Below are 15,565 nucleotides of genomic sequence, written 5' to 3'. Positions count from 1 at the left end.
GTCGCTCCTACGGAGCTCATATCTTATAAAAATGTTAGCTATTAACAGTCAGCTCCTATCGGAGCATTGCTAATTCCTACGGAATTAGCTGTTAATAGAAAAAATAAAGAGCCGTAAAAAGGAAGCTCCGTAGGTGCGACCTGTTAACATTACAATTGTATTTGAATTAAAGTTTAATATAAAAAATATGCCTTCAGGATTACCCTCCAAAATCTGTGAAGTCTGCGGACTGCCTTTCAACTGGCGGAAAAAGTGGAAAAAAAACTGGGACGAAGTAAAATATTGCAGCGAAAGATGCCGAAAAAACAAAAAATCAACATCCTCTGGTTCACCAAAGATTTAAGAACAAGAGATTCAGAATCCTTATACAATGTGATACAGGAAGAGTTGCCTTTTCTTGCAATGTATGTTTTTGACGCTGAATTTTTTGCTCAAAAACAGTTCGGTTCCAAAAAAATAGGAAAATACCGTACAAAATTTTTGCTGGAAAGTGTAGAAAATTTAAAGCAGAATTTAGCGAAACAGAAGATTCCTTTTTTAGTTAAATACGGCAAAACGGAAGACGTTTTCAAAGACATTTCCGAAGAATTTGAAGTCGTGAAGATTTTCTGTCAGGAAGAATGGACGAAGGAAGAAACCGATCTTCAGACAAAAATCCGAAGTGTGGTTCCGGCTGCCGTTTGGGAAAAATCGTATTCACAATTTTTGGTTCATCCCCTTTTTGTTTTTAAGACTTTGGATAAAATTCCGATGCTTTTTACCGCGTTCCGGCAGAAAATTGAAAAAAATCTGCTGATCCGCCCTGAATTTGAATCGGAAGATTTGATGTACGATAAATCGGAAATTCATTTTAAAAGTGATACCATTTCGTTAAAATCGCTCGGTTTTGAAGATTTTGAAACGGACGAAAGAACAGCTTTTCCTTTTTCGGGTGGAGAAAATGAAGCATTGAAAAGATTGCATCATTATTTCTCGGAAACGCAGAACTTAAGTCAATACAAGCAAACCCGAAACGGTTTGGTGGGAAAAGATTACAGTTCGAAATTTTCGGCTTGGCTGTCGGATGGAAGCCTTTCTGCGGTAACCATTTACCACGAGATAAAAAAATATGAGGAAGAATTCGGAGCCAATGATTCAACGTATTGGTTGATTTTTGAATTGCTCTGGCGGGATTTTTTCAGATATGTTTCTTTACAGTACAAAGATTTGATTTTCTGGAAAAGCGGAATCAATCATCAAAAATATTTCGCGGAAAACAACAAAACATTGATTCAAAAATGGAAGAATGGAGAAACGGATTCCGATTTCGTGAATGCGAATATGCTTGAACTGAAAAATACAGGCTGGATGAGCAATCGCGGTCGTCAAAATGTGGCTTCCTACTTCTGCAAAATTCTGAAACAGGATTGGAGAATCGGAGCGGCGTATTTTGAAGAAATGCTGATTGATTATGATGTTCACAGCAATTATGGCAACTGGATGTATCTTGCCGGAGTCGGAAATGATAATCGTGACCGGACTTTTAACCCAGAAAAACAGGCAGAAATGTATGATTCTAACCAAGAATTCAGAAAATTATGGCTAAAGCAGTAAAACATACCGCCCAATTGATTTTTCCGCATCAGCTTTTTGAGGATATGGATTATCTGGATAAAAGTCAGCCTGTATTTTTGATAGAGGAATTTCTGTTTTTTAAACAGTATTCTTTTCATCAACAGAAGATTGCGTTTCACCGTTCAACAATGAAGTTTTATGAAACTGAATTAAAAAAGGCAGGTTTTGAAGTTGAATATATTGAAAGTTCATCGAAATTTTCGGACATCAGAAATTTAATTCTGAAACTTGAAAAAGAAAGTTTTACAACGATAAAAACAACGGATGTTTGCGACAACTGGCTGGAAAAAAGATTAAAGGAAACGAAATTAGAACTCGAAATTTTTGATAGTCCGCTTTTCATCAACAGCAAAGATGACCTGAAAGATTATTTTGAAGGTAAAAAAGCCTATCATCAGACTGATTTTTATAAGCAGCAGAGAATTACCCGAAATATTCTGATGAAAGCCGGAAAACCGTTGGGCGGAAAATGGACGTACGATACCGAAAACCGGAAAAAATATCCAAAAAATAAAAAAGCACCCGCAATTCATTTCCCAAAAAACAATGAATTTTACGAGGAAGCAAAACAATATACCGAAAAGCATTTTGCGAAGAATTACGGAATTCTTACGGATGAACAGCTCTACCCGACTACTTTTAAGGAGGCTGAACATTGGCTCGAACAGTTTCTGGAAAACCGCTTTCTGGAATTTGGCGTTTACGAGGACAGCATCGTGGAAAAGGAACATGTCCTTCATCACAGTGTGCTTTCTCCATTAATGAACGTCGGACTTTTAACACCTGAAAATGTGCTGGAAAAAGCGATTTCGTTTGCAAAAGATCACGATATTCCAGTGAATTCTTTGGAAGGTTTTGTACGCCAGATTTTGGGTTGGAGAGAATTTGTTCGCGGGGTTTATGTTTATCAGGGAACGTATCAGCGGAATAAAAATTACTGGAAACACAAGCAAAAACTTCCGGAGTCTTTTTACACCGCCAAAACAGGAATCCGCCCGATTGACAGTTCGCTCCAGAAAATCCTGAAAACCGGCTATGCCCATCACATCGAAAGACTGATGATCTTTGCCAACTTTATGAATCTTGCTCAGTTCAATCCGGATGAAGTCTATCAATGGTTTATGGAAATGTTCATCGATTCCTACGACTGGGTGATGGTTCCGAATGTGTATGGAATGAGCAGTTTTTCGGATGGCGGAAAAATGAGTACAAAACCATACATCAGCGGAAGCAATTATATTAAAAAAATGAGCGATTATCCGGACGGAGAATGGGCGGAACAATGGGATGGGCTGTTTTGGAATTTTATTAATGACCATCAAGATTTTTTTGCCAAAAACCCAAGATTGGGAATGATGCTGAGAACACTGGAGAAAATGCCTGAAGAAAAACGAAAACAGCATTTGAAAACGGCGAAGGAATTTATTGAAAATCTTAAATGATTTTTTAAAAATAAAAGAATTTAATATCAATAGGAACGGGTTTTAACCCGTTTGCAAAAAGAAATAAAATGGTTGGCTTTAGCCAAAACTTAAAATATATTTCGGCTAAAGCCTTTTGTAAATTAAACTTCAACATCGGGCTAAAGCCCGATGCAATTGATAGAATATTTATCAAAATCAAAAAAATGAATAAAAACCTCAACATAAAAGAAATCGACAGAATCATAGAAATGGCGTGGGAAGACCGAACGCCGTTTGAAGCGATAAAATTCCAGTTCGGAATCAGCGAATCGGAAGTAATTGAACTGATGCGTTCGGAACTGAAAGAATCGAGTTTTAAGCTTTGGAGAAAAAGAGTGAATTCGGGAGTGAGCCAAAAACACCTGAAAAAAAGAAGCGAAGAAATCGATCGCTTTAAATGCAGCAGACAGAGAGTTATCAGCAATAATAAAATCTCGAAAAGGTAGTTGATTTAACCGCAAAAGACACAAGAGAATTGTTTGGAAATAAAGTTTTGCAAAAGAGCAAAAAAGCATTGTAAATAGACACTTTATTTCGTCAGACTCAGGATGAATTAAGCTCAGCCTGACAATTAAAAGATAATTAAACGAATAGTATTAGAGATGTCACACTGAGCTTGTCGAAGTGTATCAAAATATAAAACTGTATAACCTTCATGTTCAAAAAATTAAAAATAAATCATTATGAAAAATATAATCATCATCGGTTGCGGAAAGGGAATCGGATTAGCAACGGCAAAAATTCTTGCAGAACAACACAAAATCATTGGAATTTCCAGAACGGAAAATTCTGAACTGAGTCATCCGAACATTGAATTCCACGCAATGGATATTCTTTCGGGAAATTTAGATGAAATTAATTTCCCTGAAGTGGTGGATGGATTGGTTTATGCACCTGGAAGTATTAATTTAAAACCTTTTAACCGGCTTTCTGTGGATGATTTTAAGAATGATTTTGAAATCAATGTTTTGGGAGCGGTTAAAATTATTCAGAAACTGTTGCCGAATCTTAAAAAGTCGGAAAGTGCCTCTGTTGTGCTTTTCAGCTCAGTGGCAGCAAAACTGGGAATGCCTTTTCACGCTTCGATTGCGGCGAGTAAAAATGCAGTGGAAGGTCTTACGAAAAGTCTGGCGGCGGAATTTTCGGCACAGAAAATCAGAGTGAATGCGATTGCACCTTCTTTAACGGATACGAATTTAGCATCACAGCTTTTAGCAACGCCTGAGAAAAGAGAAGCCTCTGCAAAAAGACATCCGTTGCAAAGAGTGGGAACGGCTGAAGAAATTGCGGGAATGACGGCATTTCTAGTTTCAGATAAATCGTCGTGGATTACAGGACAGGTTTTCGGAATCGATGGCGGAATGGGAAGTGTGAAACTTTAACTTTATTGAGAGAGAGTTTGAGGGGTTTGAGAGTTGGAGCGTTGGAGGATTTAGATTCTTAAACCTCTTTATAAGATTATAAAAAAATATTTAAAATACTTAGATTAAATTTGCACTATGAATACTGATTTTTTCATTGATTTGCTGCATCAGGTTAAAGAATTTGAAAATTCCGAAGCTTATAAACCTCACTCTACGGTCGAGGATTTCCGTCTTTGGCTGAATGATAAAAAATACAGAAAAGAGAGCCCGACCAAGCTTTTTAAAAATGAACAGCATCAGGTTTCTTTCACAGAAAATGAAATCTGCAAACAGGTTCTGCTTTTGGGACGATATTCTAAACAACTGATCCGAAAGGGACTGAATGATTTTCCTGAACTCGCCAATGAAGAATTTACCTATCTCTACCGACTGAAAGACGAACCGAATCTAACTAAAATTCAACTCATTGAAAGAAACGGGCACGAAAAACAGACGGGAACCCAAATCATCAAACGTCTTCTGGAATATGGCTTAATCGAAGAAAAGAACGACAGCGAAGACAAAAGAAGCAAGCGTCTCAACATCACCGAAAAAGGTGATGATTATTTCCACCGTTCCGTTGAAAAGGTAAATATGACGTCGCGAATTCTTGCCGGAAAACTGGAAAATAAAGAAAAAACCGAACTTTTGGAATTGCTCAGAAAACTGAATGATTTTCATTCGCACGTATACTCGGAGTACAGAAATGAAGATATTGGAAAAGTAATGGATTTGGTTGCCCACAAAAGGCATTCATAAATATATTCTACCAACAAATTTTAAAATTCGTAAAAACTTTCAGACATTTTTGTTTTGTTTGAAAGTTTTATGCGTAATTATACATTCACATAGAAAAAATAAATGTCTGGATATTAGCATAATTTCCCCAATCAGATAACATAAATTGTGATATTGTTTATAATGGTATGATTTTTTTATTTTTAAATTTAATTAATCCGCTTCCGCCAATACCATTATCATCACAAAATCTTATATATGCTAATATCAGAAGAACTTTTACTCCACTATGGCGCAGAAGAAGAAACTTTCGATCGCCATCAAACCATTTTTAATGAAGGAGAAAAACCGAAGTATTATTATCAGGTTGTAGAAGGCAGAATAAAACTTAACCATTACAATGATGAAGGCAGGGAACTTATTCTTGCCATTCTGGACAGAGGACTGAGTGTATGCGAACTTTTGCTGTTCATTGATCAGACCTATCCAGTAAATGCCGTTACTTTTGAAAAATGTACTGTGCTAAGACTTTCAAAACAAAATTTCGTAAAGCTTCTTGACGAAAATCCTGAAATTTCAAGAGACATCAACAAATTCTTGTCCGAAAGACTTTATTACAAATATATTATGCTGGAAAACAATTCGTCTCTTCGTCCGGAAACACGAATCGTAGGCGTTTTAGATTATCATAAAAGTTTTTATGAAGACCAGTCGAAATATTCATACGAAGTTCCGCTGACCCGACAGCAAATTGCCGCTATTACTGCTTTAAGAGTGGAAACAGTGGTGAGAGCCGTGAAAAGACTTGAAAAGGAAAATTATCTGAAAATCATCAACAGAAAAATCTTCGTCTGATCTTTTCATACCACAGTTGTGTGTTTTGAGCCAAAGTGGTCTTATAGTTGCAGATTCACCAGCAACCAAACACTAAAATAGTATATTATGGAAACGAAGACCGCAACTAAAAAAACACCTGCGAAAAAACCGACGTCAGCGAAAACAAATGTAAAATCAAACGCTAAAACCTCAACAAAGGCAGCCACAAAAACGCCTGCAAAGAAAAATGCAGCAAAAGAGCTGAAAGATCTTTTTGAGGATTCTTTAAAAGATATTTACTGGGCAGAAAAAGCTTTACTGAAAGCTTTGCCTACCATGATGAAAAATGCAACGCATGAAAAGCTGAAAACTGCTATAGAAAATCACATCACAGAAACCGAAGGTCATGTGGAAAGACTGGAAGAATGTTTCAAAGCTCTGGGCAAGAAAGCGCAGGCTAAAAAATGTGATGCGATGCAGGGTTTACTGGATGAAGGAAAAAGCATTATCGAAGAAACAGAACCCGGAGCTGTAAGAGATGCCGGAATTATTGCCGCAGCACAGAAGGTTGAGCATTATGAAATTGCCACCTACGGAACTTTAGCAGCTTTCGCAAAAGTACTGGAAGAAAAAGACTGTCTTCAGCATCTTTTAAGCACTTTGGAGGAAGAAAAAAAGTGTGATGAGCTGCTTACAAAGGTTGCAGACACCAATCTTAACAGCAAAGCATTGTAAAATATTTTACGGAAGGTAAAAGAACTTTTAAATCAAATAAATAGAGCTTGATCATTCAGGCTCTATTTTTTTATTTGCTATGAAAACAGATATGGTTAATAAAAAAGCAGCCCTGAATGACTGCTTTCTGATAATCTGTTGAATTTCATTAATTTTTACGAGATACTCTCCAGACAATTCCTCCTACATCATCTGCGACCAGTAAAGATCCATCTGCCATCTGCAAAACACCAACCGGTCTTCCGTAAACATCTCCTTTCGCTTCATTTGCTATAAAACCTGTAAGAAAAGGCTGATATGAACCAGAAGGTTTTCCGTTTTTAAAAGGGACAAAAGCAACCTGATATCCTACCAAAGATGAGCGGTTCCATGATCCGTGCTGTCCTATGAAAGCTCCGTTTTTATATTTTTCCGGAAACTGAGAACCTGTGTAAAATGTTAAACCTAAAGATGCGGTATGGCTTCCCAAAGGTACATCCGGAACTATTGTTTTCTGTACAAGATCGGGTCTTTCTCCTTTTCTTCGCGGATCTTCGTTTTTACCGAAGTAAGAATACGGCCAACCGTAAAAAGCATTCTGTTTTACACTAGTAAGATAATCCGGAACTAAATCGTCTCCTAATTCATCTCTCTCATTTACAACAGTCCAGAGATCTCCGGTTACAGGATTCCAACTCATCCCGACAGGATTTCTGAGACCTGCTGCATAAATTTCCTCACCGCTTCCATCGGGATTTACTTCTAAGATATTGGCTCTTCTCACCTCTTTATCCATTCCGTTTTCCCCTACATTGCTTCCCGATCCTACAGAAATATAAATTTTAGACAGATCTTTATTGGCAATGAGATTTCTTGTCCAGTGATTGTTGTATCCACCCGCAGGAAGATTTACCATCTTTTTTCCCGGTTTTGTAATCTTTGTATCTCCCAGTTTGTAAGGATAGACCCATAATCCGTCTGTATTGGCAACATAAAACTGATCATTAATGATGAGCATTCCGTATGGCTGGTTAAGATTAGCTAAAAACACTGTGGAAGATTCCGGAATACCATCTTTGTTGGCATCACGGTAAAGGATTATTCGGTTGGCAGATTTTCCGTCTACTTCAGCATCACTCTTACCACTGATGTCATTTTTAATTTTCTCCGAAACAGTACGTTCAGAATTAGACAACACCACAAATACGTCTCCATTCTCAGCCTGAATCATATTTCTGGGGCTTTTAATATTTTCTGCAAATCTTGTTACGGTAAATCCTTCAGGAGCAACAGGCGCTTTTCCTTTAGACCATCCCAATACGTTGCTGAATTTTGTCTTGCTGTTTTTTTCATCCGGTGCAGGAAGCTTCAGCGTATCGGTTTTGGTAACGGCGGTATTGCCCTCTTTTTTTCCTGTTTTATTTTCTTTGCAGCTCAACGTCAGCAAAGTTAACATGGGTAGAAAATAGTGTTTCATATATTTTTAAGTTGTGATTTTGTTTCTCAGAGATTACAAAAAGTATTCCTTTAAGAAAATAACTTATATCGATGAATATTATTAATCGATTTATTCCGAATCAGATAAAATTGATCTTCAATTTTTCATTAATTTAAGATTTCGTTTAAGATTGGCTTTGTTTTTGCGATGCAACGGATATGAAAACAATTTTTATCGTTGAAGATGAGACAGGCATCAGAGATGCATTGCAGCTACTCCTGTCATTTGAGAATTATGACGTTCGTTCTTTCGCCAATGCTGAAGCATTTAACAACAGAGATCAATCCGTAGTTCCAGACATTTTTATCATGGATGTGAAATTACCGGATGGTTTGGGAACAGATTTATGCAACCAGATCAAAGAAAATCCCGCAACGTCTCATATTCCCGTAATGATTATCAGCGCTCATGCAAAAGCGGCAAACGTTGTAAACTCCTGCAAAGCGGATGTTTTTATCCCAAAACCTTTTGATATTGATGATGTTATTGTGAAGATTGAAGATTTGATAAAACAGCCTAACCTTCAATAAATTAACATTGCCCTACTATAAATAGATCCTCCAAATTTAAATTTTGGAGGATTTTTTAATTGATAATATTATGAATTTCGGTAAACAGATTTGGAAAATTTAACATTTAAATAATTATAAAACCTGGCGAGTTTAAAAATAAGTACTTGTAATATTGATTATTTTTTAAATTTTAGAAAATTTAACTGGCAGTAAAATTTATTCTCAACTGCTTTTTTTAACAAATTTTATGTTCAATAACTCAACAAAAAGGCTTTAATTTTAAATAAGTTAAAATACTTTATATTATTTATTTATGATTTTAATTTAGTTGTACAATTTTCTAAAAAATCGTAATTTTACGAATCTTTTTTACAAACAAAATCTAATAAATAAAAATGAATACAGAACAGTTTGTGAGCCGTCACATTTCCTTAAATGAAGCCGATAAACAGGCAATGCTGGAAAAAGTTGGCGTTTCAAGTATCGAGGAGCTTCTCTCTCAAACCATCCCTTCTTCTATCCGTTTAGAAAAAGATCTTGAAATCTCAGAACCGCTTTCAGAATACGAAATGCTGATCCATTCTAAGGAATTAGCATCGAAAAACACTGATTATACAAGCTACATCGGGTTCGGATATCACAACACGTTGTTGCCATCGGCTATTCAGAGAAACATCTTTGAAAATCCGAGTTGGTACACAGCATATACTCCTTATCAGGCGGAAATTGCACAAGGAAGACTGGAAGCGCTTCTTAATTTTCAGACTGTTGTGTGTGATCTTACAGGTTTTGCCTTGGCAAACGCATCATTATTAGACGAATCTACGGCTGCTGCAGAAGCAATGCATATGTTCTTCAACAACAGAACGAAAGATCAGAAAAAAGCCGGAGCCAATAAATTCTTTGTTTCCGATCTTGTGCTTCCTCAGACAGTATCTGTATTAAAAACAAAAGCGGAAGGTCTTGAAATCGAAATTGTAGAAGGAAATCATAAAACACATGAACTGGATGGTTCCTATTTCGGGGTTTTATTGCAGTATCCGGGTAAAAACGGAATCGTTTTAGATTATACAGATGACATCGCTGAATATAAAAAATTAGATCTTCAGGTGGTTGTAGCGTGTGATCCGATGGCTTTGGTGAAGTTAAAATCTCCGGCTTCAATGGGCGCTGACTGTGCTGTTGGAACAACCCAGAGATTCGGAATTCCATTGGGTTACGGTGGTCCTCACGCAGCATTCTTCTCTTGTAAGGAAGATTATAAGAGAGATATTCCGGGAAGAATTATCGGAGTTTCCCAGGATGTGTACGGAAGACGTGCTTTAAGAATGGCTTTACAGACGAGAGAACAACACATTAAAAGAGAAAGAGCGACATCAAACATCTGTACAGCTCAGGTTCTTTTGGCAGTTATGGCTGGAATGTACGCTGTTTATCACGGTCCGAAAGGATTAAATTATATCGCAGATCAGATTCATTTTAAAGCCAATGCTTTGAAGGGAGGCCTGAAAGCTTTAGGATATGAAATCGTGGAAGAACCGATCTTTGATACGGTAAAAATCACGATGAATGAAGATGAGAAAGGAAGACTGATGAGAATGATGCTTGATCACAAATTAAACTTAAACTACTTCACAGAAGGAGTGGTAAGTATTGCGATCAACGAAAGTACAACATTGGATAAATTAAATTATCTGATGGCTTCTTTTGCCCAGTTCAAAGATAAGCAGACTTTCAAATTAGAAATTAAAGAAGGATACAGCATTCCGGAAGAGAATTTAAGAAAAGACGAAATTCTTACGGAAGAAGTATTCAACAAATACCATACGGAAACGGAATTGATGCGTTACATCAAGCGTCTGGAAAGAAAAGATTTATCGTTGACCCACTCAATGATTTCTTTAGGTTCCTGTACGATGAAACTGAACGCCGCAACGCAAATGTTACCGCTTTCATGGGACAATTGGGGTTCTGTTCATCCGTTTGTACCGGTTGACCAAGCAGGAGGTTATCAGGAAATGATCCGTGAACTGGAGAAAGATTTAGCTGAAATTACAGGTTTCGCAGGAACTTCTCTTCAGCCGAATTCCGGAGCTCAGGGAGAATACGCAGGATTAATGGTGATCAGAGAATATCACATTTCAAGAGGTGAAGGTCACAGAAATGTGGTTTTAATTCCTCAGTCTGCACACGGAACCAACCCTGCTTCTGCGGCAATGGCAGGAATGAAAATTGTTGTGGTTAAAAACCTTGAGAACGGAGAAATCGATTTTGAAGATTTAAAAGCAAAAACAGAACAGCATTCTGAAAATCTGTCTTGTGTAATGATCACCTATCCGTCTACATACGGATTCTTCGATGCCAACATTAAAGAAATTACAGCTTTGATCCACGAACACGGAGGACAGGTTTATATGGACGGAGCGAACATGAACGCTCAGGTTGGATATACAAGTCCCGGAAACATCGGAGCAGACGTTTGTCACTTAAACTTACACAAAACTTTTGCAATTCCTCACGGAGGAGGAGGTCCCGGAGTTGGTCCGATTTGTGTGGCTAAACATTTAGTTCCTTTCTTACCTTCCAATGCAAATATCAGAATCGGGTCAAAAGAAGCGATTGAAGGAATTTCTGCAGCACCTTACGGTTCTGGATTAATTCTGAATATTTCTTACGCTTACATTAAAATGTTAGGAAATTCAGGTCTGAAAAAATCAACGGAACACGCGATCCTGAATGCGAATTATTTAAAAGAAATTTTAGCAGAGCATTTCCCGATTTTATATTCAAACGAAAACGGAAGAGTTGCCCACGAATGTATCGTAGATTTTAGACAGTTCAAATCGTTAGGAATTGAAGTTGCTGATGTAGCGAAAAGATTAATGGACTATGGATTCCACGCTCCTACCGTTTCTTTCCCGGTTGCAGGAACTTTAATGATTGAGCCGACTGAGTCTGAAAGCAAAGCAGAAATCGACCGTTTTGCAGAAGCTTTAATCGCCATTAAACATGAAATTGATGAGATTGCAAACGGTGAAGCAGACGCAGCCAACAACGTATTGAAAAATGCGCCTCACACAGAGCAACTGGTAATCTCCGATTCTTGGGATAAACCATACAGCAGAGAAAAAGCAGCTTATCCGTTAGACTGGGTAAGAGACCACAAATTCTTCGCTACAGTTTCAAGAGTGGACGAAGCTTACGGAGACAGAAACTTAGTTTGTACCTGTGAGCCGATTGAAGCTTATATGTAATTAGAAGTTTTTTAGATATAGAAAAATCCCTTTCACTGATGAGAGGGATTTTTTATGTCATTGCGAGGAGCGAAGCGACGAAGCAATCTCGTTGTAATTTAATAAGACTGAAAACCAGATAAGTAATCTATATATTTTACATTATTCCACATAATCGCCAGATCAAGCGGAGTTTTTTTAGATGAATCTTTAGCGTTTACATCTGCTCCTTTCTCAATTAAAAAGCTAAGGATTTTCATTAATTCATCGTCGAAACCATCTTGGTTTTCGGCAAACCAACCCGCAATTAAATGTAAAATTGTTCTGCCAAATTCTCCTTTTTGATTTATTTTTCCACCGTTTTCTAATATCAAATTAACTGCCTGAATTTTTTTGTTTATAACAGCGCTCCAGAATAAAGGATTCTTACCATATTTTTTATTTAGATCATATCCTTTCTCAATAAAATATTTAATAGCTTCTATTTGTCCACTTCCACAAGCAATTGCAATGGGATAAGAATAACCGTTATTAATTTTTAAACTGAAATCAGCACCTCGTTTTTCTAATTCAAACATCTTGATCATATTGTCACAATTTTTACAGAGAGCCATTATTTCTTCGTCAAAAGGATTTTTGTTTGGAAATAACACTTCCTGATAATGTATAGTTCCTTCCACATACTGAATAAGTTCTTTTGGGATGTTGCCTAAAGTGGCAGGAATAAATTCTTTTTCAGGAGAAAATGAGATGATTTTGGGATATCTTTCCGAGACCAGATCTTTTTCCAATAATTTCAAAAAATCGAATGCAGCCTTTTCATAATCTTCCATTTTTTCTACATTTGGATGATTATAATAGTAATTTGGATGACCTCTCCAAAAAATCATAATTGCGGTTGCTTTGTCACAATTGCTGTCTCTTACAATTTTTTCTAAGCCGGTTAATCCATTATCCCAGTTATAGTAAAATGCTTTTTTAAATAATGTTTTTGTTTTTGCTATTGATTTTGCCATTTTTTTCTTTCTGATAATGAATCACATATCTGTTGTCTGCTCTGTTATAATACTTTTGGTTTGTTTAGAATATATCCCGCAAACCAAAACTGCTGGAAATTTTTTTTGACTTTATAATAGTTTTTCTATGACAGTCAATAACGAAATATATTTTCAAAATTAATTCTAAGAATTGTTATCAATAATTTCACACAAAGCCGTCACCACTTCGCGGTGTTTTCCATCCGGATAGTTTTCCGAATAGTTTTGCTGCAATGCCGAAGAATTGTAGTTATTTCTTTCCAGCAGTTCTTCTGATAAGCTGAAAACGTAATTGAGTTCTTTAGCTTCATCTGCATATTTTCCATTCGGGAAAAGATTTTCGTATTTTTTAATTAAATCATTAGCGGCAATAAATTCGTGCGTGTCTTTAATCATCAGTGAGCAGAAACCTTCTTCACTGTCGATAAGAAATTTATAAGAATCTACAGCCGATTCCCAGATATTTTCTTCACAGGCTTCCGCATCAAAACCATATTCTAAAGCTTTGGTATAGTGCGATGTTGCGCCCCAGTAATCATTCTTGGAAAGATAAATCATTGCGCCGATCTGGTTATGGTAGATGGCTTTATTGTCGGGAAATCTTTCGAGTAAATTTTTAGAAAGGTTTAAAGCTTCTTCATAGTTTCCTGCCTGAATGGTATTGGAAAGTTCCCAGAAACCGTTTTTCTCTTCTTCTGATGCAAAATTGATTGCCATGGTATATTAGTTTTAAATTTAGAGCCCTAAAGTATTAAAAATGTTTAATTTAAGCTATTATTTAATGAAAATTTTTATATAATTCTAAGATTTTCAATTTATCGTGAAGGTATTTCACATGATTTTTTAATCGCATCTCCTAATTTGGTCTTTGAATTATTATTGCTGGAAAAATGTACAAAATAACCTCCTCTTTCTCTCAAGCCGTGGAGATTTAACGTTAAAGAAACATAATCAGTAAAGCTCATTGTAGAATGGTCTGTAAAAGAATTGCCATAGTTATCTCCTTTATACACAGTTGGATCGTCATCAGAATTAAGATCTAAAGCAATCATATTGTACTCCGAATAAAAATCAAATATTTTCAGGTCATCATCAACGTCGAAATGCTCTTCCCATTTATCAAATAAAACCGTTTTTAAAGGCAGTATCTGAATGGATCCTATATGATTATCATAAGCATCCAAATTCCAAGCTTTACCCGCTCTTACTCTTCTGTCCACGTAAGGTTCCTTATAATCCCATAAAATTTGAATATGACCGAATAGGCTGTAAAACTCTTTGACAGCCGAAGGAATTTTCCGTTTTAATTTTTTCTCATATTTTTCAAAATCCTCATTGCTTAGAGGTTTTCCGATCGAAAAATAGTGGATGTAAAGATCTTCACGCTGAAGCAGACTTCGGATCATATTGTAGAAATCTCTTTTAAGATTTGGGAAAAAGCTGAGGTGTAAGTGATTTTCCAGCAGTTCATCTTCAAAAAGATAGTTGCGGTTGATGTAACTGTAATTACCGGAAACAAAGAAATCGCGACCGATCAACAAATAAACATCCTGTTCTTTATTAAATTTTTTCACTACGGCTCCAGAATTCTCAAGCATATTTTTAACATCCCCTTTTTTACCGGCAAGGATAAATTTTTTCGATTCTGTATATACTTCAATCTGTCTTCCTTCGATTTCTTTTCTGATCAATTTTAATTCCATTTCGCTATTTTTTTTCAGTTATTGAGTTTAGAGTGAATTTTGCAAGCTCAATATTGGCTGTGGTAGCATCAGATGAAAAAATCAGATGTCCTAGAAGGTTTTTGGCTTCTTCCTTCTTTCCATTTTGGTCTAGTAAAATTGCTTTATTTATTTCCAGAATTCCTTTGGTATCTGCATCAGGATTTTTTAACAGACCTTGTTCAATAGCGTTAAATTTTTCTGCTTTGTTATCCACAAGATTCGCAAGCTCTTTCCATGCAGGAGCAAAATCAGGAACTTTTTCGGTCAGGGTTTTGGTAATTTCTAATTTCTGTTCCTTATCATCCGTCCATTCTATTTGCAGATAAGCTAAATAGAGACCTTTAGGAAATTTTCCCGATTGTTCACCCTGAAGAGTGTATAAAGCTATTTTTGTAGTGAAAAATCCTTTGGGTGAAAGATCATCAGTTTTTTTATAAAATTTTAAAGCATTATCGAAATCTCCTTTTAAAAGATATGTAAAAGCAAGATCATAGATAGGATATGACCAGTCGGGTTGAATTTTTATGGCTTCTTCAAGTTTCGCAATGGCAAGATCATACTTTCCTGACTGCCCGAGTTCTCTAGCTTCTGTATGCAGTTTTCTTGCTGTTGGATCAATATTTTTATTATCCATAATTTCATAATCTATTTTTCCTGTTGTATTTTTTAATTCGCTTTTCGTAATCATGTGACCTGCTTTATCTTTAAAAACAATATCATTTGTCGCAGATTTTGCTTCCTCTGATTTATTTTGGCAGGAATTGAAAATTAAAAGAACATACCCGAAAATAAGGATTGTTTTTCTCAATATTT

Annotated in this window: 15 protein-coding genes; 10 read left to right on the top strand and 5 right to left on the bottom strand. The window is 36.2% G+C overall.

Going from position 1 to position 15,565, the window contains the following annotated elements:
* Positions 1 to 187: 187 nt before the first annotated feature.
* From BW951_RS15905 to BW951_RS15870, 8 genes are all read left to right on the top strand, one after another.
* Complete coding sequence (locus BW951_RS15905; protein WP_082423549.1) at positions 188 to 343, top strand: DUF2256 domain-containing protein; 156 nt, start codon at positions 188 to 190, stop codon at positions 341 to 343.
* Positions 295 to 1,593 (top strand): DASH family cryptochrome, encoded by a 1,299-nt coding sequence (locus BW951_RS15900; protein ID WP_076394661.1) that lies wholly within the window; start codon positions 295 to 297, stop codon positions 1,591 to 1,593. The genes BW951_RS15905 and BW951_RS15900 overlap by 49 nt, the downstream gene beginning before the upstream one ends.
* A complete protein-coding gene (locus tag BW951_RS15895) occupies positions 1,578 to 3,056 on the top strand; it encodes a cryptochrome/photolyase family protein (protein WP_076394659.1) in 1,479 nt (492 codons plus the stop codon). The genes BW951_RS15900 and BW951_RS15895 overlap by 16 nt, the downstream gene beginning before the upstream one ends.
* Positions 3,057 to 3,241: 185 nt before the next feature.
* Positions 3,242 to 3,523, top strand: a complete 282-nt coding sequence (locus tag BW951_RS15890; RefSeq protein WP_076394709.1) for a TIGR03643 family protein — start codon at positions 3,242 to 3,244, stop codon at positions 3,521 to 3,523.
* Positions 3,524 to 3,760: 237 nt separating this feature from the next.
* Entirely contained in the window at positions 3,761 to 4,459 is a 699-nt protein-coding gene (locus BW951_RS15885) for an SDR family NAD(P)-dependent oxidoreductase (protein WP_076394657.1), read from the top strand.
* 117 nt (positions 4,460 to 4,576) lie between these two features.
* Positions 4,577 to 5,239 (top strand): MarR family winged helix-turn-helix transcriptional regulator, encoded by a 663-nt coding sequence (locus BW951_RS15880; protein ID WP_076394655.1) that lies wholly within the window; start codon positions 4,577 to 4,579, stop codon positions 5,237 to 5,239.
* 237 nt (positions 5,240 to 5,476) lie between these two features.
* Positions 5,477 to 6,073 carry a Crp/Fnr family transcriptional regulator gene (locus BW951_RS15875; RefSeq protein ID WP_076394653.1) on the top strand — a complete coding sequence of 199 codons (597 nt, stop codon included), beginning with the start codon at positions 5,477 to 5,479 and terminating at the stop codon, positions 6,071 to 6,073.
* A gap of 87 nt (positions 6,074 to 6,160) precedes the next feature.
* Positions 6,161 to 6,769: a YciE/YciF ferroxidase family protein gene (locus tag BW951_RS15870; protein WP_076394651.1), complete on the top strand. Its 609-nt coding sequence runs from the start codon at positions 6,161 to 6,163 to the stop codon at positions 6,767 to 6,769.
* Between the two features lie 148 nt (positions 6,770 to 6,917).
* On the opposite strand, the gene BW951_RS15865 is transcribed toward BW951_RS15870, so the two are convergent.
* Positions 6,918 to 8,225 carry a PQQ-dependent sugar dehydrogenase gene (locus BW951_RS15865; RefSeq protein WP_076394650.1) on the bottom strand — a complete coding sequence of 436 codons (1,308 nt, stop codon included), beginning with the start codon at positions 8,223 to 8,225 and terminating at the stop codon, positions 6,918 to 6,920.
* Positions 8,226 to 8,404: 179 nt separating this feature from the next.
* Here BW951_RS15865 and BW951_RS15860 point away from each other — a divergent pair, with 179 nt between their 5' ends.
* Together BW951_RS15860 and gcvP are read left to right on the top strand one after the other, a co-directional pair.
* Complete coding sequence (locus tag BW951_RS15860; RefSeq protein ID WP_076394648.1) at positions 8,405 to 8,776, top strand: response regulator; 372 nt, start codon at positions 8,405 to 8,407, stop codon at positions 8,774 to 8,776.
* A 377-nt stretch (positions 8,777 to 9,153) separates the two neighbouring features.
* Positions 9,154 to 12,012, top strand: a complete 2,859-nt coding sequence (gene gcvP, locus BW951_RS15855; protein ID WP_076394646.1) for an aminomethyl-transferring glycine dehydrogenase — start codon at positions 9,154 to 9,156, stop codon at positions 12,010 to 12,012.
* A gap of 98 nt (positions 12,013 to 12,110) precedes the next feature.
* On the opposite strand, the gene BW951_RS15850 is transcribed toward gcvP, so the two are convergent.
* The 4 genes from BW951_RS15850 to BW951_RS15835 all read right to left on the bottom strand — a co-directional run bounded on the left by BW951_RS15850 (position 12,111) and on the right by BW951_RS15835 (position 15,560).
* Positions 12,111 to 13,007, bottom strand: a complete 897-nt coding sequence (locus BW951_RS15850) for a DUF4274 domain-containing protein (protein ID WP_076394644.1) — start codon at positions 13,005 to 13,007, stop codon at positions 12,111 to 12,113.
* Positions 13,008 to 13,172: 165 nt separating this feature from the next.
* The gene (locus tag BW951_RS15845) at positions 13,173 to 13,745 is read right to left on the bottom strand and encodes a tetratricopeptide repeat protein (protein ID WP_076394642.1); all 573 of its coding nucleotides are present in this window, start codon (positions 13,743 to 13,745) and stop codon (positions 13,173 to 13,175) included.
* Positions 13,746 to 13,843: 98 nt separating this feature from the next.
* Positions 13,844 to 14,731 carry an SMI1/KNR4 family protein gene (locus BW951_RS15840; RefSeq protein ID WP_076394640.1) on the bottom strand — a complete coding sequence of 296 codons (888 nt, stop codon included), beginning with the start codon at positions 14,729 to 14,731 and terminating at the stop codon, positions 13,844 to 13,846.
* A 4-nt stretch (positions 14,732 to 14,735) separates the two neighbouring features.
* Positions 14,736 to 15,560, bottom strand: coding sequence for a tetratricopeptide repeat protein (locus BW951_RS15835; RefSeq protein WP_076394638.1), 825 nt, complete (start codon positions 15,558 to 15,560; stop codon positions 14,736 to 14,738).
* Positions 15,561 to 15,565 lie beyond the last annotated feature (5 nt).

The organism is Chryseobacterium gambrini (assembly GCF_900156825.1).
GTDB lineage: Bacteria > Bacteroidota > Bacteroidia > Flavobacteriales > Weeksellaceae > Chryseobacterium > Chryseobacterium gambrini.
Note: the sequence above shows the minus strand (reverse complement) of the source record. Positions and strands in the feature narration are given on the sequence as shown.